General features: G+C 72.9%; 18 protein-coding genes and 2 pseudogenes. 10 read left to right on the top strand and 10 right to left on the bottom strand.

Going from position 1 to position 20,894, the window contains the following annotated elements:
• The 3 genes and pseudogenes from ABZV78_RS21495 to ABZV78_RS21485 all read right to left on the bottom strand — a co-directional run.
• A pseudogene (locus ABZV78_RS21495) lies at window positions 1–286 on the bottom strand (hypothetical protein); the annotation flags it as partial.
• 166 nt (window positions 287–452) lie between these two features.
• Entirely contained in the window at window positions 453–860 is a 408-nt protein-coding gene (locus ABZV78_RS21490; RefSeq protein WP_355641083.1) for a hypothetical protein, read from the bottom strand.
• Window positions 861–983: 123 nt separating this feature from the next.
• Complete coding sequence (locus ABZV78_RS21485) at window positions 984–2,165, bottom strand: acyltransferase (protein WP_355641081.1); 1,182 nt, start codon at window positions 2,163–2,165, stop codon at window positions 984–986.
• 181 nt (window positions 2,166–2,346) lie between these two features.
• On the opposite strand from ABZV78_RS21485, the gene ABZV78_RS21480 reads away from it, so the two are divergent.
• The 3 genes from ABZV78_RS21480 (at window position 2,347) to ABZV78_RS21470 (ending at window position 5,786) form a co-directional block, all read left to right on the top strand.
• Window positions 2,347–3,672, top strand: a complete 1,326-nt coding sequence (locus ABZV78_RS21480; RefSeq protein WP_355641079.1) for a polysaccharide pyruvyl transferase family protein — start codon at window positions 2,347–2,349, stop codon at window positions 3,670–3,672.
• A 41-nt stretch (window positions 3,673–3,713) separates the two neighbouring features.
• A complete protein-coding gene (locus ABZV78_RS21475) occupies window positions 3,714–4,352 on the top strand; it encodes an alpha-ketoglutarate-dependent dioxygenase AlkB (RefSeq protein ID WP_355641077.1) in 639 nt (212 codons plus the stop codon).
• Between the two features lie 96 nt (window positions 4,353–4,448).
• Window positions 4,449–5,786 (top strand): solute carrier family 23 protein, encoded by a 1,338-nt coding sequence (locus tag ABZV78_RS21470; RefSeq protein ID WP_355641075.1) that lies wholly within the window; start codon window positions 4,449–4,451, stop codon window positions 5,784–5,786.
• A gap of 64 nt (window positions 5,787–5,850) precedes the next feature.
• Here the strand turns inward: ABZV78_RS21470 and ABZV78_RS21465 are convergent, their stop codons facing one another.
• The 3 genes and pseudogenes from ABZV78_RS21465 to ABZV78_RS21455 all read right to left on the bottom strand — a co-directional run bounded on the left by ABZV78_RS21465 (window position 5,851) and on the right by ABZV78_RS21455 (window position 11,563).
• Window positions 5,851–8,340, bottom strand: a complete 2,490-nt coding sequence (locus ABZV78_RS21465) for a DNA topoisomerase IV subunit A (RefSeq protein WP_355641073.1) — start codon at window positions 8,338–8,340, stop codon at window positions 5,851–5,853.
• A gap of 31 nt (window positions 8,341–8,371) precedes the next feature.
• A pseudogene (locus ABZV78_RS21460) lies at window positions 8,372–9,700 on the bottom strand (toprim domain-containing protein); the annotation flags it as partial.
• Between the two features lie 894 nt (window positions 9,701–10,594).
• Window positions 10,595–11,563 carry a hypothetical protein gene (locus ABZV78_RS21455; protein ID WP_355641071.1) on the bottom strand — a complete coding sequence of 323 codons (969 nt, stop codon included), beginning with the start codon at window positions 11,561–11,563 and terminating at the stop codon, window positions 10,595–10,597.
• A gap of 290 nt (window positions 11,564–11,853) precedes the next feature.
• Here ABZV78_RS21455 and ABZV78_RS21450 point away from each other — a divergent pair, with 290 nt between their 5' ends.
• On the top strand, window positions 11,854–12,420 hold the full coding sequence (locus ABZV78_RS21450) for a hypothetical protein (RefSeq protein ID WP_355641069.1): 567 nt from the start codon (window positions 11,854–11,856) through the stop codon (window positions 12,418–12,420).
• A 66-nt stretch (window positions 12,421–12,486) separates the two neighbouring features.
• On the opposite strand, the gene ABZV78_RS21445 is transcribed toward ABZV78_RS21450, so the two are convergent.
• Both ABZV78_RS21445 and ABZV78_RS21440 read right to left on the bottom strand, forming a co-directional pair.
• Window positions 12,487–12,807: a hypothetical protein gene (locus tag ABZV78_RS21445; RefSeq protein WP_355641067.1), complete on the bottom strand. Its 321-nt coding sequence runs from the start codon at window positions 12,805–12,807 to the stop codon at window positions 12,487–12,489.
• Between the two features lie 2 nt (window positions 12,808–12,809).
• Window positions 12,810–13,088 (bottom strand): cell division protein DivIVA, encoded by a 279-nt coding sequence (locus ABZV78_RS21440; protein WP_355641065.1) that lies wholly within the window; start codon window positions 13,086–13,088, stop codon window positions 12,810–12,812.
• A gap of 262 nt (window positions 13,089–13,350) precedes the next feature.
• On the opposite strand from ABZV78_RS21440, the gene ABZV78_RS21435 reads away from it, so the two are divergent.
• The 5 genes from ABZV78_RS21435 (at window position 13,351) to ABZV78_RS21415 (ending at window position 18,808) form a co-directional block, all read left to right on the top strand.
• The gene (locus tag ABZV78_RS21435) at window positions 13,351–13,590 is read left to right on the top strand and encodes a winged helix-turn-helix domain-containing protein (protein WP_154227324.1); all 240 of its coding nucleotides are present in this window, start codon (window positions 13,351–13,353) and stop codon (window positions 13,588–13,590) included.
• Window positions 13,591–13,659: 69 nt separating this feature from the next.
• Window positions 13,660–14,592, top strand: coding sequence for an HNH endonuclease (locus tag ABZV78_RS21430; RefSeq protein ID WP_355641063.1), 933 nt, complete (start codon window positions 13,660–13,662; stop codon window positions 14,590–14,592).
• A 159-nt stretch (window positions 14,593–14,751) separates the two neighbouring features.
• Window positions 14,752–17,682, top strand: a complete 2,931-nt coding sequence (locus ABZV78_RS21425; protein ID WP_355641061.1) for a M36 family metallopeptidase — start codon at window positions 14,752–14,754, stop codon at window positions 17,680–17,682.
• Window positions 17,683–17,862: 180 nt separating this feature from the next.
• Window positions 17,863–18,315 carry a ribonuclease domain-containing protein gene (locus tag ABZV78_RS21420; protein WP_355641059.1) on the top strand — a complete coding sequence of 151 codons (453 nt, stop codon included), beginning with the start codon at window positions 17,863–17,865 and terminating at the stop codon, window positions 18,313–18,315.
• Between the two features lie 61 nt (window positions 18,316–18,376).
• Window positions 18,377–18,808: a barstar family protein gene (locus tag ABZV78_RS21415; protein WP_355641057.1), complete on the top strand. Its 432-nt coding sequence runs from the start codon at window positions 18,377–18,379 to the stop codon at window positions 18,806–18,808.
• Window positions 18,809–18,820: 12 nt separating this feature from the next.
• Here the strand turns inward: ABZV78_RS21415 and ABZV78_RS21410 are convergent, their stop codons facing one another.
• Entirely contained in the window at window positions 18,821–19,540 is a 720-nt protein-coding gene (locus ABZV78_RS21410; RefSeq protein ID WP_355641055.1) for an HD domain-containing protein, read from the bottom strand.
• A gap of 64 nt (window positions 19,541–19,604) precedes the next feature.
• A complete protein-coding gene (locus ABZV78_RS21405; RefSeq protein WP_355641053.1) occupies window positions 19,605–20,048 on the bottom strand; it encodes an ATP-binding protein in 444 nt (147 codons plus the stop codon).
• Window positions 20,049–20,229: 181 nt separating this feature from the next.
• On the opposite strand from ABZV78_RS21405, the gene ABZV78_RS21400 reads away from it, so the two are divergent.
• Window positions 20,230–20,865: a DedA family protein gene (locus ABZV78_RS21400; protein ID WP_355641051.1), complete on the top strand. Its 636-nt coding sequence runs from the start codon at window positions 20,230–20,232 to the stop codon at window positions 20,863–20,865.
• The last annotated feature ends 29 nt before the right edge of the window (window positions 20,866–20,894 follow it).

The raw sequence follows: 20,894 nt of genomic DNA, 5'->3' as shown, positions 1-20,894 counted from the left end.
TCATTGGCAGCAGCCGCAGCATCGCCAGCGCGTTGGTTACGCCCAGGCAGGCCAATCGAAGCGGCACGGCCACGGCCACGGCCACCTCGTCGGCGTACCGGCGCAGGTCGGTCCGGCGGGCGGCCTCCTCGGCGGCCGGGTCGGGGGCCGGATCGGACCCGCCGTCGCGCTCCGGGCGGGCGACCAGCGCGGCGAGCACGCCGAGGGCGAGCACGAGCAGGGCCGACCAGATCGCGGCGGCCTCGGGGACCTCGGTCAGGAAGTGGTAGAGAACGGTCTGCGGCATGGTCGGCACCTCACGGGAGAGAACGTGGCGGAGAGGTGTCCGCACGAGCCGTGGGAGCGGCGGGGCCACACCGGGGGAATGGTGCTGCGGCCGGTCGCCGACAGGCGGGTGCGGGGGTGAGGTTCGGTGCGTGCGGTGGACGCGGGCCGACGGCCCACGGGCGGGGTCAGCGCTCGGGCGGGGCCCGGGAGCCGACGGTCGCCGGGACCAGCCCGGCCAGGACGAGGGACCGGTCCGCCGGGCGGCTCACGGCCGGGGGCGCCACCTCGGGCCGGGGCCCAGCAGCCGGCACGGCCTGCCCGTCGACGGCCGCCCCGGAACTGAAGTCCTGCCCGACGACGGTGTGGCCAGCTCGGTCCCGGAGGTCCTGCCCGGCCTCGACCGCGCTGGTACGGAGGGTCAGGCCCTCGACGGAGGCCACCACGAAAGGTGCCGCCGGTGCGGTCGCGGCCCCGTCGACCGGCAGCGTCGCCGCGCCGAACGAGCAGGCGACGAGCACGGCCAGGCTGGCCAGCGTGCGGGCGGTCCAGCGCGCCACCCACCACACGGGACAGGTGAGCGCGATCGGCAGCACGGGTACAAACTATCGCCGATTCCGGCAGATTCGCACGGCCGCCGGGCGTGTCGCGCCGCCCAGATGAAGACATCGTCCTTGATGGACGGTGGCGCACGCGAGCCGCGGGAGGAGGCGCCCGGCTCAGCCCGGGTCGCGCCGCCCGGCGTACTCGACGGGTCTGGTCAGGGTGGCGGGGGCCGCGCGGGGGGCGGGCACGGAGGGCGCCGGCCCGGCGGTGGCCGCGGCCCGGCGGGCCCGGCGCGGCGGGCCGAGGCGGCGCATCAGCGGCATCTCGACCCAGCGGTGCAGGGCCGCGGCGAGCAGCAGGTTGAGCAGCAGGAAGGCGAGCACCACGAGGGGGCCCCACCACCCGCGGAGCCCGGTGCCCCAGTCGCCGGTGAGCCGCAGCACGGTCTTCATCACCAGCACGTGGACCAGGTAGAAGGCGAACGAGACCTCACCGAGCCAGACCATCGGGCGGGACCGCCACGGCGTGCGCCGGCCCCGCACGTCGGCGTCCGCCGCAGCGGTGATGACCAGCAGGTAGGCCACCGCCAGCAGGGCCGCCCAGAACTCGGCGCGGATCCAGAGCGCCGCGACCGCCCAGGTGGCGACGAAGAGCAGGCTGGCCACCGTGAGGTTCGGCCCCCGCCAGCGGCCCCGGCGCAGCAGTTCGGCGGCCGCCACGCCCAGCCAGAACTCGAAGGAGCGGGTGACCGGGAAGACCTGGGTGAACCACCAGCGGCTCTCCTCGGGCACCAGGAACTGGGCGGGCCAGAGGGCCAGGATGAGCAGCGGCACGGCGACCACCACCGCCCACAGCGCGCCGGTGCGGGCCCGGCGCAGCCACGGCAGCACCAGCGGCAGGCAGAGGTAGAAGGCCAGCTCGCAGGAGAGCGACCAGCTCACGTTGTTGACGCTGTAGAAGTAGCCGTCGAGGGGGATCCAGGCCTGCACCAGGAAGAGATTGCCGACCGCGGCCCACGGGGCGACCGGGTCGGCGAACCAGAACGCGACAGCCAGCGCCACCGCGAAGGTCACCAGGTGGTTCGGGTAGATCTTGGCGAGCCGGCGGCGCAGGAAGGTGTGCCGCGGCTCGCCGTCCCGGTACGACCAGACCAGCACGAACCCGCTGAGGATGAAGAAGAACTCCACCCCGGAGAGGCCGAGGGCGAACGCCTTGTCCAGCACCGCCGTGACGTCGGGCTCGGCGACGATCCGCATGGTGCCGACGTGGAAGGCGAAGACCAGCAGGGCGGCGATCCAGCGCAGCCCGGTCAGCGACGGCAGCCGGGGGGCACGGGTGGCCGGGGCGCTTGTCACCCGGGGCACCCTACCCGGTGGTATCCGGGGTCGCCGATCGGTGCGGTCAGCCGCCCGATGTGCGGGCTGCCGCCGGCCGGGTCAATAACATAGACTCGCCGTTCCTGCACGCGGGAGCGCGGACGGCCGCCGCGATTCCCGCCGGGCACGCCGTGCCCGGGACGGAAGGTGAGCAACCCGGATGCACCAGCGGATCCTGCTGCGGGCCCGTAAGGGCCCGTTCGACGTCTTCACGCCCGAGGAGACCTTCGCGGGGAACTGGATCGGCGACAACAACGGCAACCTGGTCTTCAGCCATGCCGCGCACAAGCTGCTGGCGACCTCGACCGCGGAGATCACGTCGTCCCGGTTCCGGGCCGACCCGCGCGACGCCGACGAGATCAACGAGAAGTACGACGTCTTCGTGATCCCGCTGGCCAACGCGTTCCGCCGCAGCTTCGCGCACCGGCTGGCCCCGATGACCCGGCTGATCGAGCGGCTGAAGATCCCCGTGGTGGTCCTCGGCGTCGGCGTGCAGACCGACGTGGACGGCAACCGGGAGTACCTGCGGCCGATCGACGAGGCGGTCACCGCCTTCTGCCGGGCGGTGCTCGACCGCTCGCACAGCATCGGCGTACGCGGCGAGGTCACCGAGAGCTACCTGCGCACCCTCGGCTTCTCCGCGGTCGAGCAGATCGGCTGCCCGTCGATGTTCCTGCACGGCGACAGCTTCCGGATCGAGAAGAGCAAGCCGGCGCTGACCCCCGATGACCGGGTGGCGCTGACCATCTCGCCGTACGTCTCCTCGATGGCCGGCATCGTGCGGCACCACCACGAGCGCTACCCGAACCTGCGCTACCTGCCGCAGGACCTGCGGACCCTGGGCACCCTGCTCTACGGCGACGCCCCCGAACTGCGGGGCCGCAGCAGCGACATCCCGGTGCACACCTCGCACCCGTTCTTCGTCGAGGACAAGGTGCGGATGTTCGTCGACCCGTGGACCTGGATGGAATACCTGTCCGGGTTCGACTTCGCCTTCGGCACCCGGATCCACGGCACCATCACGGCGCTGATCTCCGGCACCCCCGGCTACCTCTTCGCGCACGACTCACGCACCCTGGAGCTCGCCCGCTACTTCGGCATCCCGCACCGGATCATGCGGGACGTGCCGGCCGACATCGACGCCGCCCAGCTCTACGAGGAAGCCGACTACACGGCGCTCAACGAGGGCCACAAGGCGCGCTTCGCGACGCTCACCGCGTTCCTCGCCAAGCACGACCTCGGTCACTCGTTCGCCGACGGAGACAGCGCCACCCGCTTCGACCAGCAGGTCCGGGAGACGACCTACCCGCCGATGGTCCGCCCGGTCGAGGCCACCGCGCCGGCCGAGCTGCTGGCCCGCATCCAGCGGCTGCGCGACGAGAACGCGGCGCTGCGGGAGACCGCCGACTCGCTGCGCGCCCAGCAGCTGCGCGAACGGGTCAAGCAGGCGGTCCGGGGCCCGGTCCGCCGGCTGCTGCGGCGCTGATCCTCGTACGCCTGTTCGATGGCCGGGGTAGGATCGGCGGCGTGTCCGACGTCGCGTACCAGCCCTCGATGCTCGACTTCGCCGAGCAGGGTCCGGCCCTGGGCCCGCTCGCCGGCCGGCTGCGCCGGCACGAGCTGAGCCGGGGGGCCTGGGTCGACCACCTGCCCGGCTGGGTGGCGGGTTCCGACGCGGTGCTCGACACGCTGCTGCACGAGGTGCCGTGGCGGGCCGAGCGCCGCACCATGTACGACGCCGAGGTCGACGTCCCCCGCCTGCTCTGCTGGTACGGCGCCGGCCGGCCACTGCCCCACCCGGTGCTCACCGCCGCGCGCGACACGCTCACCCGGCACTACGCGGCCGAGTTGGGCGAGCCCTTCGTCACCGCCGGCATGTGCCTCTACCGGGACGGCCGGGACAGCGTGGCCTGGCACGGCGACACCCTGGGCCGCTCGGCGCACACCGACACCATGGTGGCCATCGTCTCGTTCGGCTCGCCCCGGCCGCTGCTGCTGCGGCCCCGAGGCGGCGGCGGGAGCAGCCTGCGCTTCCCGCTCGGCCACGGCGACCTGGTGGTGATGGGCGGCTCCTGCCAGCGCACCTGGGAGCACGCGATCCCGAAGACCGCCCGGCCGGTCGGCCCCCGGGTCAGCGTCCAGTTCCGTCCCACCGGGGTGGCCTGACGCCGGGCCGGCCCCGAGCCCGGGCGGCCGCCGTGCTAGAAACAACTCTCAGGGTCGATCACGCCCCCGTCACCTTGACGACGCGAAGGGCGGCCCATGACCCAGTCCCCCACCTCCCGCTGGTCCCCCTGGACCCTGCACGGTGACGGACGCTCCGTCACCCCCGGCGACGTGGTCCACCCCGACGAACGGCTGTCCTGGCCGCGCACGGTCGGGGTCGGCGTGCAGCACGTGGTCGCCATGTTCGGCGCCACCTTCACGGTGCCGCTGATCACCGGCTTCCCGCCGGCCACCACGCTCTTCTTCTCCGGGCTGGGCACGCTGCTGTTCCTGCTGATCACCGGCAACCGGCTGCCCTCGTACCTGGGGTCGTCGTTCGCCTTCATCGCCCCGGTGCTGGCCGCGAAGACCGACGGCGGCATCGGCGCGGCGCTCGGCGGCATCGTGGTGGCCGGCGCGGCGCTGGCGCTGGTCGGCGTGGTGGTGCAACTGGCCGGGGCGCGCTGGATCGACGCCCTGATGCCGCCGGTGGTGACCGGCGCGATCGTGGCCCTGATCGGGCTCAACCTGGCCCCGGTGGCCTGGGACGGCGGCGGCAGCGGCACCGGGGTGAAGGCGCAGCCCCTGATCGCGGTGATCACCCTGGTCGCGATCCTGGTCACCACGGTGCTCTTCCGCGGCTTCCTGGCCCGGCTGTCGATCCTGCTCGGCGTGGTGGTCGGCTGGGTGCTGGCCGCGCTGCTCGGCCGCCTCGACGCGACGGCGGTCAGCACGCTGAAGGAGGCCGCCTGGGTGGGGCTGCCGCAGTTCCACGCGCCGACCTTCGGCCTGCGGGCCGTGGTGCTGGTCATCCCGGTGATCCTGGTGCTGATCGCGGAGAACGCCGGGCACGTCAAGGCGGTCGCCGCCATGACGGGGCGGAACCTCGACCGGGACATGGGCCGGGCGTTCCTCGGTGACGGTGTGGCCACCGTGCTGGCCGGCTCCGGCGGCGGCTCCGGCACCACCACGTACGCGGAGAACATCGGCGTGATGGCGGCGACCCGGGTCTACTCGACGGCCGCGTACTGGGTGGCCGGGTTCGCGGCGGTGCTGCTCGGGCTCTGCCCGAAGTTCGGCGCGCTGATCCTCACCGTGCCGGCCGGGGTGCTGGGCGGCGCCACCACCGCCCTGTACGGCCTCATCGCCGTGCTGGGCGCCCGGATCTGGATCGAGAACCGGGTGGACTTCCACGACCCGGTCAACCTGATGACCGCCGCGGTCGCGGTGATCGTCGGCGCGGCCAACTACACCCTGACCGCGGGTGACCTCTCCTTCAACGGCATCGCCCTGGGGACCGCCGCGGCCCTGGTCGTCTACCACGGAATGCGCCTCATCGCCCGCCTCCGCGGCACCACCCCCGCCTCCCGCCGCGGCCCCGAACCCGAGCTCTGACCCCCGGTTCGCGGGACGGCAGAGGCCCGGCGGTGGTTGCCGCCGGGCCTCCGCGCGTGTCGGGTCAGTCGCGGTCGATCTGGTGGCCGACGACGGTGGGGCCGAGCATCACCGCGAAGCCGGAGCCGTCGCGACGGGGATCGGCCGGGGGCAGCTCGACCGGGTCGCCGGTGGCGGTGGCGCCCACCGGGCGCGGGCCGATCCAGGCCACGGCCAGGTCCAGCTCGCCCTTGAGGAACCGCTGGGCGCGCACGCCGCCGGTCGCCCGCCCCTTCGCCGGGTACGCCTTGAACGGCGTCACCTTGACCGTGGCGCCGGTCGAGGTGACCACCATCGGCTCACCGTGGCCCGGGTCGTCGGTGCGGATCGCGCCGAAGAAGACCACGCGCGCCCCGGCCGGCAGGTTGATGCCGGCCATGCCGCCGCCCTTGACGCCCTGCGGCCGGACCACCGAGGCCGCGAAGCGCAGCAGCGACGCCTCGGAGGAGACGAACGCCAGGGTCTCCGCCCCCTCGGTGAGCCAGGTCGCCCCGACCACCTCGTCGCCGTCGCGCAGCGAGATCACCTCGAACTCGTCCGAGCGGACCGGCCACTCGGGCGCGCAGACCTTCACCACGCCCTGCCGGGTGCCGAGCGCCAGGCCGGGTGAGCCCTCGGCGGGCGGGCCGAGCGGGGCCAGCCCGACGACCGTCTCGCCGGGCTCCAGCGGCACCAGCTCGGCGGCGGACATGCCGCCGCGCAGCGACACCGTGCCGGACTGCTCGGGCAGCACCGGCAGCGGCAGTACGTCGATCTTGAAGGCCCGGCCGGCGCTGGTCACCAGGAGCACCCGGCCGCGGGCGGTGGAGTGCACCACCGCGCGTACGGCGTCGTGCTTGACCCGGCCGCTGCGGCGGCGCGCCTCGGCGGCCTCCTCCGACTCGGCCGCGGTCCGGGCGACCAGCCCGGTGGCGGAGAGGATGACCTGGCAGGGGTCGTCGGCGACCTCCAGCGGGCCGGCCGGCACGGAGGCCGCCAGGACCTCCTTGAGGTCGCCGTCGACCAGGGTGGTGCGGCGGTCGGCGGCGAACTGCTTCACCACGGCGGCCAGCTCGTCGGAGACCAGCTTCCGCAGCACCTTCGGGTCGTCGAGGATCTTCGACAGCTCGGCGATCTCGCCGCGCAGCTTCTCCTGCTCGGCCTCCAGCTCCAGCCGGTCGTATTTCGTCAGCCGGCGCAGCGGGGTGTCCAGGATGTAGGTCGCCTGGATCTCGGAGAGCTTGAACTTCTGCATGAGGCCGTCCTTGGCGGCCTGGGCGTCCTCGCTGGCCCGGATGAGCCGGACCACCTTGTCGATGTCGAGCAGGGCGATCAGCAGGCCGTCGACCAGGTGCAGCCGCTCCTCGCGCTTGCGCTTGCGGTAGGCGCTGCGCCGGGTGACCACCTCGTAGCGGTGGCCGAGGAAGACCTCCAGCAGCTCCTTGAGCCCCAGCGTCTGCGGCTGGCCGTCCACCAGGACCAGGTTGTTGACGCCGAAGGACTGCTCCAGCGGGGTGAGCCGGTAGAGGTCGGCCAGCAGCGCCTGCGGGTTGACCCCGACCTTGCACTCGATGACCAGCCGGGTGCCGTTCTCCCGGTCGGTGAGGTCCTTGACGTCGGCGATGCCGGTCAGCCGCTTGGTCTTGTTGACCTCGTTGGTGATGGCGGCGATGACCTTCTCCGCGCCCACCCCGTAGGGCAGTTCGGTGACCGTGATGGCCTGCCGGCCCCGGCTGCCCTCCAGCGGGCCGGTCTGCACCCGGGCCCGCATCCGCACCACGCCGCGCCCGGTCTCGTAGGCCCGGCGCACCTCGTCGAGGCCGAGCAGCAGCCCGCCGGTGGGCAGGTCGGGGCCGGGGACGAACTCCATGAGCTTGTCGAGGGTGGCGTCCGGGTGGTTGATCAGCCAGCGGGCCGCCTGGACCACCTCGGCCAGGTTGTGCGGGATCATGTTGGTGGCCATCCCGACCGCGATCCCGGACGCGCCGTTGACCAGCAGGTTGGGGAAGGCCGCCGGCAGCACGGTGGGCTGGGTCAGCGAGCCGTCGTAGTTGGGCTCGACGTCGACGGTGTCCTCACCCAGCTCGCCGACGAGCAGCATGGCCTCGCGGGACATCCGGGCCTCGGTGTAGCGGGCGGCGGCCGGGCCGTCGTCGGGCGAGCCGAAGTTGCCGTGCCCGTCGATCAGCGGCACGTTGAGCGAGAAGTCCTGGGCGAGCCGGACCATCGCGTCGTAGATCGCCGCGTCGCCGTGCGGGTGGTACTTACCCATCACGTCGCCGACGATCCGGGCCGACTTCACGTGGCCCCGGTCGGGGCGGTGGCCCTGCTCGTGCATCGACCAGAGGATGCGCCGGTGCACCGGCTTGAGCCCGTCCCGGGCGTCGGGCAGGGCCCGGGAGTGGATGACCGAGAACGCGTACTCCAGGTAGGAGTCCGAGACCTCGTTGACCAGCGGGTTGTCGAACACCCGGGCGCCGGCCTGGTCGAAGGCGGAGAGGTCCGCCTTGGCGCGGTCGTCCTTACGGCGTGCCATGGTTCAGCTTTCCCTTCGAAGAACCCGGTGGTCAGGCGTCGATGGCGTCGCGGTCGACCAGGTCGGCCGATTCGATGAGCCAGTTGCGGCGGGGCTCGACCTTCTCGCCCATGAGCAGTTCGAGGATCCGCTCGGCGGCCTCGACGTCGTCGAGGGTGATCCGGCGGACCGCCCGGGTGGCCGGGTTCATGGTGGTCTCCCACAGCTCGTCGGCGTCCATCTCGCCGAGACCCTTGAACCGCGGGATGGGCGTGACGATCTGCTTGCCGGCCTTCTCCAGCTTGCGGACCGTCGCCTCCATCTCGGCCTGGGTGTAGGTGTAGACGGTCTGCGGGTTGCGCCCCTTGGTGGTGATCTTGTGCAGGGGCGGCATGGCCGCGTAGAGCCGGCCCGCCTCGATGAGCGGGCGCATGTAGCGGGCGAAGAGCGTGATGAGCAGGGTCCGGATGTGCGCGCCGTCCACGTCCGCGTCGGCCATGATGAGCACCCGGCCGTAGCGCAGCGCGGAGAGGTCGAAGGTGCGCCCCGAGCCGGCGCCGAGCACCTGCACGATCGCCGCGCACTCGGCGTTGTCGAGCACCTGCTGGAGGTTCGCCTTCTGCACGTTGAGGATCTTGCCGCGGATCGGCAGCAGGGCCTGGTATTCCGAGGAGCGGGCCATCCGGCTGGTGCCGAGCGCGCTGTCGCCCTCCACGATGAACAGCTCGCTGCGGTCCACCCCGGTGGCCCGGCAGTCGACCAGCTTGGCCGGCATCGACGCGCCCTCCAGGGCGGTCTTGCGGCGGGCGGCGTCCTTCTGCTGCTTCTGGGTGAGCCGGACCCGAGCCGCGTCGACGATCTTCTGGAGCACCGTGCGGGCCTCGGCCTTGGTCTTCCGGTCCTCCAGCCACGCCTTGAGGTGCGCCTCGACCAGGCCCTGGAGCACCTTCGTGATGCCCGCGGTGGAGAGCTCGTCCTTGGTCTGCGAGGTGAACTGGGGCTCCGGGATCCGCACGTGCACCACGGCCGTCATGCCCTCCAGGACGTCGTCCAGGGTGGGCGCGTCCTCCTTGGGCTTGAGCAGACCGCGGGTGTTGCGGGCGGCCTCGGCGAGGGTGCGCGCCAGGGCCCGCTCGAAGCCCTTGCGGTGGGTGCCGCCGTGGGCGTTGCGAATGGTGTTGGTGAAGCACTCGACAGTGCGCTCGTAGCCGGTGCCCCAGCGGAACGCGACCTCGACCTCGGCCCGGCGCTGCACGTTGGACTGCATGACGCCGTTGGCGTCGGCGGCGTTCTCCCGGTAGGTGCCCTCGCCGGTGACCAGCAGAGTGCCCGAGACCGGGCGGTCGCCGGCCGGCGCGAGGTATTCGACCATGTCGGTGAGGCAACGACCACGACCGGCTCGGTCCTGGTCCGCCGGACCACGTCCCGCTGGGCGCTGTTCAATGGCAGGGGCGACAGCACCTCGGCGTCGTCAGCCGGGATGTTCCCACCGGCGGCGGTCGTGTCGCCGTAGAGCCGGCTCAGCGCCGTGTCCGCCAGCCCGGGACGGGCCGCCCAGCCGAGCAGGGTGTCGCGCAGCCGGCCGGCGAGCACGTCGCGGGTGGTGAAGAGCGCGGCGGCGGCGACCCCGGTGAGCGTGTCCTCGTCGATGCTGCGGGGCGGCTTCGCCAGCACCGCCCCCACCTTCAGGCCGGCGGCCTCGGCGGCGGCCGTGATCCACGCCGTGGTGCCGGGTGCGCCGAGCCAGCCCGGTCCGGCGAGACCCGGGGCGGCCTCCAGCCGGGCGGCGAGGTCCCGGTCCTCGATCAACGACGTCAGTTCCAGGTCCCCGGCCGCCACGATCCGGTAGCCGCGCCGGGTGCGGTCCAGCCGTACCGGCTGGGCCAGCAACGGCACCCGGACCCGCCGGCGGCCCCCGTCGAGGTCGCCCCCGCCGACGACGAAGGCCAGGCCCCGGCGCAGGATCCGCTCGTCGCGGTGCAGCGCGTCCAGGGCCGCGAGCCGGTCCAGCCGGGTGCCGCGCGGCCCGCGGTCGGGGTCGGGCAGCCAGATCAGCGGGCGGCCGGCGCCGGACACGTCGAAGGTCCGCTCGGCGCCGGCCGGGGCCAGGTCGGCGAGCGCGGTGAGGATCCTCGCCGCCTCCATCGCCCGCCGATTCTGCCGTACGCGGACGCGTGCGACCCGCCACCCGTGGCGTGGATCGATTTCTGGCGTTCGCTGCGCACCCGGTACGCGCACCTCACGAACGCCTGGTCGCCACGGGCTGACCGCCGGCTCAGACGTCGGGCGGCCCGGGGTTGTCCGGGTCGCCCGATGGGGTCTCGCCCGACTGCGGCGACGCCGGTCGCGGCCCGGAAGGGCGACGCGGCGGAGGCGGGGCGGGCGGCGGCGGGAAGGGTTCGAGCGGGGTGAACTGCTCCACCGGGGCATCCGGCCGGGGAACACGCCGGCCTCCCGCCTGGGTCTTCCGCTGGTGCGGCGGGTGGTCCTTGCGGAGCGCCTCCGGCATGCCGACCGTCGGCGCGGCGCCGTTCTCCGGCGCCTCGGCCGGGCGGCGTCCATGCTGTTCCTCGGTGTATTCCGCGCGCCGGCGGTCGAGGTCACGCTGCCACTCCAGGGCGATGCGCTGGTCCCAGTACGGCTGGAGCAGCTTGCGGACCGGCTCGTCCAGGTACACGGACACGTCCGGCTCGCAGGTGAACATGACCCCGCCGCGCTCGTAACTCCAGGGGAGGGCGTCGTCGCCGGTCATCGCATCGTCCAGCGCGAGCGCGAACGCCCGGGGGCGATCGGGCGGGATCTCCGCGGCGCACCGGACCGCGATGCGCTGGAACCGCTGCATCGCCTGGGGCTGGAACTGCTCGACGTACCAGCCGAAGAGTTCCGGCCGCGCCTCGTCGGAGGACCAGGTGAAGGTGGCGCGGACGACGAAGTGGTACACCTGCCCCTGCGCCGGCACCAGCAGGGTCGGCGCCACCCGCCGGTCGACGAGCGTCATCGGCGAGGACTCCTGCTCCGACCACCGCAACTGGTCCAGCATCGGCCGGGCCGCCGTCCACAACCGCTTCGCCCCGCGCCACGCGGCCGCCCAGAGTTCCCGCGCGCGGGTGAGCCCCTGCTCCCACCGGTCCCGCGCCGGATCCGGGCGGTTCGGCACCTGCCCGTTCGCCGGGGTCTCGCCGGTGCCGGCCGCTGGGCTGGTGTCGTCCGTCTCGCCGTCGTGGTCGCCCGGCATCCCGGTCATCGCACCCCTCTCCGGTCGAGCCGCCGCGCGTCGCCCGGCCGTTCGGGTGCGCGGCCGGTGCTGTGGGGTGAGGGGTGCGCGGAGGCGTCCGTCGGCGCTTCCGTCGTCTCACGCTAGCAAGTCGATACGGCGGCGTACGGCAGCCGCGCGGGCGGCGGTATCGGGGCCGAGGATCGTGCTCTCGACCTGGGCGCGCCAGAAGATCGAGCCGCGGCAGCCGCTGGCCACCACCGTCGCGCCGGCGTCTTTCGGGACACCCTGGTAGCCGACGGATGTGACACCGTGCCGGTATGGAGATTGCAGGTTCGGTGAAGCTGGCTGCCGTCATGAACGAGCTGTCCACTGTGCGGTCAGTCTTTCATTCCGAGGCCGACTTCCAGCACGCCTTCGCGTGGGCTCTGCGCACCTTGGCGCCAGCGGTCGGCGTCCGGCTTGAGGTGCCGCAGGGCGGCCGCGAGTACCTCGACCTCCTGTGCCTCGGTGCAGACGGGCACCGAACGGCAATCGAATTCAAGTATTTCACCAGGCGCTGGGACGGCAATGATCCGAACACCGACGAGCCATTCCACCTCCGTGCACATGAGGCAACCGACCTGGCGCGGCAAGGCTTCGTCTTCGACATCGCCCGACTGGAGCGGTTCTGCCTCCCCAACGGAAAGATGAACGGTCTCGCTCTCATGCTGTCGAACGATCAGCGGCTCTGGAGCCCGGCTGCCACTACTCGGCGTACCCGAGACCAGGAGTTCCGAGTTCACGAGGGCCGCACGCTCACCGGGGTCCTGCGATGGGGTACGGAAGGAAGCTGGTTCGCAGCCAATGAGCGTCAGCTTTCCGGTAGCTACCCGCTCGCTTGGTAGGAGTACTCCCACATCGGTGGCGACCACGGGACGTTCCGCTGGCTGGCCGTGGAGGTCAAGAGCCGGTCAGCGGGGGAAGTTGGCCGAGGCTGAGCTCGCCCTAGGAATTCGCGGCGCCCTCCTCACCGTCGCTGGCCGGTTCTGGGCGGTTGACGTCGGAGAGGTCGGGCTGATGGCGTGGCGGAGACCGGTGAGCTGGACGAAGACCTCGCGCCGGTCGACCGCCTGGCCGCGCCGGTCGAGGACGTAGCCGGTCAGCCAGACCCAGCCCGTGTACGTCGGTCGGGGGCAGACCGAGACGACCCGGAAGGTCAGGGCGCGGTCGCCGGCGAACTGCACCGAGGCGCGCCCGTCGATGCGCAGCAGGTCGCCGGGCTCCGGGCGCACCGCTACCAGTGGCCCTGGTTCGGTGGCCGGCACTCGCGGGCGTGCATCGTCTGCCAGTCGCGCAGCGCCCGCCGGAGCCGGCCGTTCTCCTCGCCGAGCAGGCGTATCCACCCGTGGAGGTCGCTCAGCTCGTCGGCGACCAGGGCCTGGAACTCGCGTACCTGATCGGGGTCGACGCCCCGGCGGCACGGGTCGAACACGCGGATCCGCGCCTCGTGCGCGGTCAACCGGGCCGGTAGGCCGGCTCCATGGAACGGGCCACCGAGATATGCGTCGGTCACATCGGTCCTTTCTGGGCAGGCGGAAGCACGATGGGCCGGGAAGGCGGTCGTCGCAGCCTGGGATCAGCGGGAGGAGGACGGGTGGTTCGGTTGGTCGGGACGGGTACGGGCACCCGTCCCGACCAAGGGGGGTGAGCCGAACTCGGTGCCACGCGAGGAGCGGCTCGCGATCAAACATATATGCCTAAGTGGCGAGTGGCAACGCTTGGTTGTCCGTCGGGTGCGTGTCGTGATCAAATTGGCGTGCCACGCAAGGAGCGCCATGCCACAGACGCCGGACTACATCCGGATCTCCGATGAGATCATCAAAGACCTGCACAGCGGCCGGGTGCGGCCGGGGGACAAGTTGCCCTCCATAGCGGACATGGCCGGGCGGTTCGGGGTCAGCTCCTCGACCATCCAGATGGTCTACGTCCGCCTCGAAGCGCTACGTGTGATCCGGCGGCGGCAGGGCAAGGGCATCTTCATTACCGATCCTGCCACCTGGATGCGCGAGCCCTGACGGTTCCGACTGCGCGACGCCGACTTTCGGGACTGGCGGAGAAGATCAAAGTCGTGCACCCTTATCGGCGTGCGGACATTCGTCGGCGTGACAGACAAGAAGTGGTACCGGTTTCTCGCCGCCCGAGCCGGCCTTACGGAGGTCAACTTCTGGCGACCCTCGGGCGGCGGCTTCCGTGCACTCACCCCGGGTGAACCCTTCTTCTTCAAGGCGCACTTCCCGCTCAATCGGATAGTTGGCGGAGGCTTCTTCAGCGGCTTCACGCAGTTGAGGATTTCCGAGGCGTGGGAGCTGTTCGGCGAGGCCAACGGCGTGGCCAGCCTGGACGAGATGCGCCGGAACGTCGGACGCTACCGCAAGCAGCCGATCGGGCCGGCCGAGGATCCGACCATCGGCTGCATATTTGTCCGGGACAGTGTCTTCTTTCCCGAGGATTCGGCTGCCGACCCGCCTCCAGGGTTCGCGTCCAACGTGGTGCAGGGGAAGACGTATGACCTCGCCGATCCGTCTGTGGCGGAGTACTTCGACCTCCTGCTGCACCGCCTGTTGGGCGTGACCGTCGAGCTCGATGCAGGTCTGCCCTGGCACCGACCTGGACCGGTGTACGGTGACCCGCGTCTTGTGCCGCAGCGCCTTGGTCAGCAGTCGTTCAAAGCGGTGATTCTGGGTGCCTACGGCAGGCGCTGCGCCATCACCGGGAACAAGGTCCAGCCAGTGCTGCAAGCGGCTCACATCAGACCGTTACCGCAGGGTGGCGAGCATCGGATTGACAACGGTCTGCTGCTCAAGTCGGACGTCCACATCCTCTTCGATCGGGGATACCTCGGCGTAGACCCGAAGTACCGGTTGATGGTGAGCCCTCGATTGCGTAGCGAGTTCGGGAATGGCGACCAGTTCTACGCCAAGGCCGGCCATCCCATCGCTGTTCCTGAGCGGCGGGGTGACAGGCCCAACAGCGAGTTCCTCGAGTGGCATCTGGACACGGTTTTCAAGGCTGCCTGACCTGCGGTCGGCAATCGCCCGCCGCCTGTCCTCGCTTCCGGAAGCGCCCTCGCCACACATCTACAGAGCTGCATCTGTAGATGTTTGGCCGGTGTTGGTAGTCGTGACGAGCTGGTCGGATGGCGGGACGGACATCGCCGTTCGACGACAGGAGGGACCGTGCGCACACCATCGCGTGCGACGACGGGGGCCACCGCGCTGCTACTCGCGGCCGGGCTGGTCCTGACCGCAGGAGCTGGCGGCCAGGCGGCACCCCGCAACGAGATTCCGACCCAGGCGCCGCCCGGCCACCTGCCGGGCGACAGCCACGACAGCAAGACCAAGGACAACCGGAAGGGGCGGACCGCGCCGACCGACCGCCAGCAGGACCGGGCCGCGGCGCTCGGCGCCCGGGTCCGCTGGACCGACTTCGGTACGCCCGCCATGCTCACCTCGACGGGCCGGCCGCTCGCCACCGGCCTGCCGGCCGACCCGGCCGCCGCCGCGCGGGCGTACGTGGCCGCGAACCGGGACGTGCTGGGGCTGACCGCCGAGGGCGCGGCCGCGCTGGAGCAGCTGACCGTCGCGCCCATGGGGGACGGCGCCACCGTGCTGTTCCGGCAGCGCTTCGGCGACCTGCCCGCCGCGGTCGACGGAATGCTGGCCGTCGGCGTCCGCGACGGGGTGGTCTGGCACGTCAGCTCGTCCCTGGCCCGCGACGGCGGGGCGCCCGAGCCGGCCACGATCAGCGCCGACCAGGCGCGGCAGGCTGCGGCGACCGACGCCGGGCTGAGCGGCGCGACGGTCCTGCGTACCTCGCTGGTCGCGGTGCCGACCGCGGACCGGGGGCCGCGGGCGGCGTACGAGGTGGTCCTCGGCGCGGACGTCACCGGCGCGGACCCGGCGGCCTTCGCCACCTACGTGGACGCCCGGGACGGCAGCGTGCTGGTCCGCGAGGACCTGGTCGACCACGACGTGGACAATCCGTCGTGGGAGGTCTTCCCGAACTCGCCGTCGGTCGACGGCTCCTCGGCCGACACCCGGGTGCGCTGGTGCGCCCAGCCGGCGGCCGGCTGCGACGAGGCGGTGGGCGTCGCCGGCTCGCCGGCGTGGGACGTGGACCCGGCCACCGGAACGTCCACGACCACGACGAACGGCAACAACGCGATCGCCGTGCAGAACTGGTTCAGCAACGACCCGTTCAGCGTGGGCACCGAGACGGCGACGCCGCGCCCCGACCGCAGTTACGCATACCCCTGGACCAACCAGTGGTACGAGCAGAAGTGCAACCCGGACACCTTCACCTCGCCCCAGGCCAACGACATCGACGCGGCGCGGGCGAACCTGTTCGCGATGCACAACCGGATGCACGACTGGTCCTACCACCTGGGCTTCACCGAGGCGACCTGGAACATGCAGCGGGACAACCTCGGCCGCGGCGGGCTGGGCAACGACCCGGAGCAGGGCAACGCGCAGGCCGGCGGCGTCAGCGGCGGCCCGCCGAACTTCGCCGCCCGCAACAACGCCAACCAGATCACCCCGCCGGACGGCGTCGCCCCGACCACCAACATGTACCTGTGGCAGCCGAGCGCCGGCTCGTTCTACGCGCCCTGCGTCGACGGTGACTTCGACATGTCGGTCATCGCCCACGAGTACGGCCACGCGGTCAGCGGCCGCATGATCGCCGGACCGAACGCCGGGGTCAGCTCCCCGCAGGGGATGAGCGAGAGCTGGTCGGACCAGCTCGCCATGGAGTACCTGTACGAGCACGGGTACGCGGCGCCGGGCCGGAAGGGCTTCACCATCGGCGAGTACACCACCAACGACCCGGATGCGGGCATCCGCAACTACAACATGAGCGACAGCCCGCTCAACTACAGCGCGATCGACTACGACTTCGTCGGCCTCCAGGTGCATGCCTCGGGTGAGGTCTGGAGCGCCACCAACGCCGACATCCGGGCGGCCATGATGGCCCGGTACGGCGCGGGCGACGCGGCCCTGCAGAAGTCCTGCGCCGAAGGGGCGACGCCGGTGACGGCCTGCCCGGGCAACCGGCGCTGGATCCAGCTCGTCTTCGACTCGTTCCTGCTGATGGCGGTCAGCCAGGTCAGCATGGTCGACGCCCGGGACGCGATGCTCGCGGCGGACCGGATCCGCTTCGGCGGGGCCAACCAGGACCTGCTCTGGAACGCCTTCGCCGCCCGGGGTCTCGGTGAGACCGCCGCCAGCACCGGCAACGCCGACGTCAATCCGAGGCCCGGCTTCACCTCCCCGCACGCGGACGAGGCGACGCTGACCTTCAGGCCGGTCGACGACGACGCGGCGGTGTCCGGGGCGCAGCTGTTCGTGGGCCGCTACCAGGGCCGGGCGGTGCCGGTGGCGGACACCGACGCGGCGACGCCGCTCACCGACCAGGTGCGCCTGGTCCCGGGCACGTACGAGTTCGTCGTTCGTGCCCCGGGTCGGGGGCACGTCCGGGTCGGCCCGGTGACGGTGAAGGCCGGCCAGGTTCGCGACCTGCCGGTCCAGGTACGCGCCAACCTCGCCTCGACCGCCGCCGGCGCCACGGTCAGCGGGGACGGGATCAACCTGGCTCGGATCGCCGACGACGACGAGGCCACCAACTGGGCCTCGCTCGGCGCGCCGGTCGCCGGCCGGGAGGTGACCGTCGACCTGGCCGGCGGGTCGCAGCAGGTCCGCCGGGTCCAGGTCAGCGCCATGCTGCGTCCGCCGGTCACCGGCGACCCGGATGCCGGCACGCAGAGCCGGTTCTCCGCGCTGCGGCAGTTCCGGGTCCTCGCCTGTGCGGCGGAGGGGGCGGTGACCTGCGCCGACGCCGCGGACTTCCGCGTGGTCTACACCAGCCCGGCGGACGCCTTCCCGTCGGTGGCCCCGCGCCCTCGGGCGCCGGAGCTGATCATGCGGTCGTTCGACATCCCGCGCACCAAGGCGACCCACCTGCGGGTCGAGGTGCTGACCAACCAGTGCACCGGCGCGCCGGACTACGCCGGTGAGCAGGACGCCGACCCGCGGGCGGCGACCGACTGCGCCACCGCCAGCCCGCAGGCGCAGAACGTGCGGATCGCCGAGTTCCAGGCGTTCGCCCAGTAGGTGAGGTCGGTGCGGGTGGGCGGGCACACCGCCCACCCGCACGGCTCACCCGGCGTTCACCCGGCGTTCGGGGCGAGGTCGCCGCCCGGGGGCTGTACGTCGGGCAGGATCACCGCCAGACTGGGCGCGATCGGACAACGACACCGATCGATATCGTCGCCCAGTTCAGGGAGGATCCCCTTGACCACGCTCGCGACCCCGCTCCGCTCCACCGGCGCCCGCGTGCGCCGCGCCCTCGGTGCGTGCGCGCTGCTCACCGCCATGGTCGCCGCCGCGCTCGTCGGCCCGCCGGCGGCCTCCACCCGGCTCGCCGAGCCGGCACAGGCCGCCGTCTACAGCTCCTGCACGATGACCCGCTGCGCGGACGCCCGCACCGCGCGCTCGGGCTGGTCGGCCAGGAGCTTCCCGACCAGCCGCGGCTGGTACTCCTGGAGCGGCGGCCAGTGCAACTTCGCCGGCGGCCGGTTCTACAACTACGAGGGGCAACTCCCCACCAACGCCACCTACTACGAGTACGACGTCTACCCGCGCGCCTGCGGCGCCGCCCGGGACGCGTACCGGATCGTGGTCAACAAGAGCACCGGGGCGACCTGGTTCTCGCCCGACCACTACGCCAACTTCTACCGGCTCTGAGCGGCGTCGGGGCGGGTCGGGCCGGCGGGCCCGACCCGCGCCGGCCGGAAAGGACGGACCGATGGGCGCAGCGTCCCCGCAGCCGCCGGCCTGGCTCGTGTTCGACGCCGGTTCGGCGCCCGAGCCGGCCGGGGTGCCCGTGGCCGGGACGGCCGCCCGGACCCGGGCCGGCCTGCACGAGGCGCTGGCCGCGGCCCTGCCCCTGCCCGCCTGGTTCGGGCGCAACTGGGACGCGCTCGCCGACGCGCTGGCCGACCGCCTCGACGCCGGCCCGCTGGCCCTCGTCGTCCGGGACGCGGCCGACCTGCTGGCCGACGAGCCGCCGGCCCAACTCGGCACCCTGCTCGACGTGCTGGGCGGGGTCGCCGCCGGCGGCCAGCAGTCGCTGCGGGTGGTGCTGCGCGACCACCCCGACCGGCTGGCCGCCCTGCGGGCCCGGATCACCGCCGCCCTGGGCGGCCGGGTCGGCGCCCCACCCCCGGCCGCCGACTGATCGGGACGACGGTCAGTTCGGCTGGTCGAGGATGGCGCTGAACCGCTCCTCGGCCAGGTCGAGCTGGGCGAAGATGTGCCGCTTCACCGGCGCCGACAGCGGCGTGTCCGGACGGGCGATGAGGTCGCGGAAGACCGGCACCAGCGGCCGGTACTTGGCCGCCGACCGGGCCACCTTCGGCCCGACCGTGTGGATCACGCCCACCCCGTTGTCGGTGAAGTCCGACACCTTGATCACGCGGGCCCACGGCTCCCGGTCGAGGCTCGCCGCCACGTGCTCCCGGTACTGGACGTGCCGGTCGCGTCCCGGGTCGTACGCCGGGTTGGTGACCGCGCCGACGAGCCGGGCCACCCGGGGGCCGAACCGCGCGGCCAGGGCGGCCAGTGCCGCCGGCGTCGGATCGCCATCCGTGTCCGGGCCGGCCAGCTCCGCCGGGTGGTCCTCCACGGCGTCGTGCAGCAGGCCCGCCACGATCACGTCCACGTCCCGCACCTGGTAGTGGTGCATCATCCGGATCGCCACCCGGAGCAGGTGGTTCAGGTACGGCTCGCGCACCCGCCGGTCGTCGCGGTGCAGCGCGGCGGCGAGGTCGAGGGCGGCGGTGAGCCGCTCCCGGGCGGGCGCGTCGAACGCCTCGACCTCCAGCCGGAAGCGGGCCAGCAGGCCCGGCTCGCCGTGGATCTCGGTGATCGCGTGCATCGGCATGGTCGCCAGGTACGCCGGGAACTCCATGCGTCCCTTATAGCTGATCTTCGCGAGGAAGGGCCGACCCGGTCGGCCTCCCGACCGCACCGGGTCAGCTCCCGGTCAGTCGCTTGACGAGGCGGACCGTGGTGCCCTCCGGGGTGCCGACGATGCTCACCTCGTCCATCACCCGCGCCATGATCAGCCGTCCCCGGCCCCGGTCGGGGCCGTCCTCGCCGGCGTCCTCGCGCCAGCCGCCACGGTCGCGCACCTCGACCACCAGGTGGTCGTCGCGCAGCTCGGCGCGGAGCGTGGTGATCCCCTCGGGCGCGAAGCGGTAGCCGTGCTCGATGGCGTTGGCGCACGCCTCGCCGGTGGCGATGAGCACCGTCTCGATGTCGTACTCGCCCACCCCGCGGGCGTGCAGCCAGCGCCGCAGCCGGTCCCGGGTGGGGGCGAGCCGTGCCGGGTCGGCGGGCAGGTCGACGGTGAAGACCGGGGCCGTGCCGGCCGGGTCGTCGCCCGGCACCAGCCCGGCGGCTGTCCCACCCTCCACGTCCGGTCCCCCGTCCCGCGCGCCTGCCGGGCCTGGGCGCTCGCCGTCACCGTCCCGTCCTGTCGGTCATTGTCCCCGGTCGGGGCAGGCCTTATTCCTCGACCCGGCGGTTGGTTCCGACCGGATGTCCGATCCTGCCGGGCGGGCGCGGCGCCGCCGGGCCGCGGGTCACAATCGGCGGGTGGACCGGGTGCTGGACCTGCTGCTGGCGCTGCCGCCCGCGCTGGTGCTGGCCCTGGTGTTCCTGCTGCCGGCGCTGGAGGCGTCGACCTTCCTCGGGCTGCTCGTGCCGGGCGAGATCGCGGTGCTGGTCGGCGGGGTTCTCGCCCACGAGGGACGGCTGCCGCTCTGGGCGGTGATCGTCGCTGCGGTCGCGGGCGCGGCCCTCGGCGACCAGGTCGGCTACCTGGTGGGCCGCCGCTACGGCCGGCGCCTGCTGGCCCGGATGCCCCGCCGGTTCGTCCGGTCCGGGGAGCTGTCGCGGGCGCTGGAGATGGTCCGCCGGCGGGGCGCGGTCGCCGTGGTGCTCGGCCGGTGGGCGGCGGCGCTGCGCGCCCTGGTTCCCGGGCTGGCCGGGATGAGCGGCATCCCGCGCCGCGCGTTCACCGTGGCCAACCTGGCCGGGGGCGCGCTCTGGGCGGTGGCCGTGACGCTGCTCGGCTACCTGGCGGGGGCGTCGTTCCGGCTGCTGGAACGGCGGCTCGGCTGGGGCGGCGAGGCGCTGCTCGCCGTGGTGGTGCTGGTGGTGGCGGTGCGGGTGGTCCGGGCCCGGCGGGCCGCCCGCCGCGAACGGGCGCACGCCGCCGGACCCCGCTGACCGCGCCGGTGGTCCGAGCCGGCGGGAGC

The sequence above is a fragment of the Micromonospora sp. NPDC004540 genome, assembly GCF_040610095.1.
GTDB lineage: Bacteria > Actinomycetota > Actinomycetes > Mycobacteriales > Micromonosporaceae > Micromonospora.
Note: the sequence above shows the minus strand (reverse complement) of the source record. Positions and strands in the feature narration are given on the sequence as shown.

Excerpts from the sequence above, each read along its gene's own strand:
- ABZV78_RS21480 (WP_355641079.1), top strand. The coding sequence starts at position 2,347 with ATGCACCAGCGGATCCTGCTGCGGGCCCGTAAGGGCCCGTTCGACGTC.
- ABZV78_RS21470 (WP_355641075.1), top strand. The coding sequence starts at position 4,449 with ATGACCCAGTCCCCCACCTCCCGCTGGTCCCCCTGGACCCTGCACGGT.
- ABZV78_RS21465 (WP_355641073.1), bottom strand. The coding sequence starts at position 8,340 with ATGGCACGCCGTAAGGACGACCGCGCCAAGGCGGACCTCTCCGCCTTC.
- ABZV78_RS21455 (WP_355641071.1), bottom strand. The coding sequence starts at position 11,563 with ATGACCGGGATGCCGGGCGACCACGACGGCGAGACGGACGACACCAGC.
- ABZV78_RS21450 (WP_355641069.1), top strand. The coding sequence starts at position 11,854 with ATGGAGATTGCAGGTTCGGTGAAGCTGGCTGCCGTCATGAACGAGCTG.
- ABZV78_RS21435 (WP_154227324.1), top strand. The coding sequence starts at position 13,351 with ATGCCACAGACGCCGGACTACATCCGGATCTCCGATGAGATCATCAAA.
- ABZV78_RS21415 (WP_355641057.1), top strand. The coding sequence starts at position 18,377 with ATGGGCGCAGCGTCCCCGCAGCCGCCGGCCTGGCTCGTGTTCGACGCC.
- ABZV78_RS21410 (WP_355641055.1), bottom strand. The coding sequence starts at position 19,540 with ATGGAGTTCCCGGCGTACCTGGCGACCATGCCGATGCACGCGATCACC.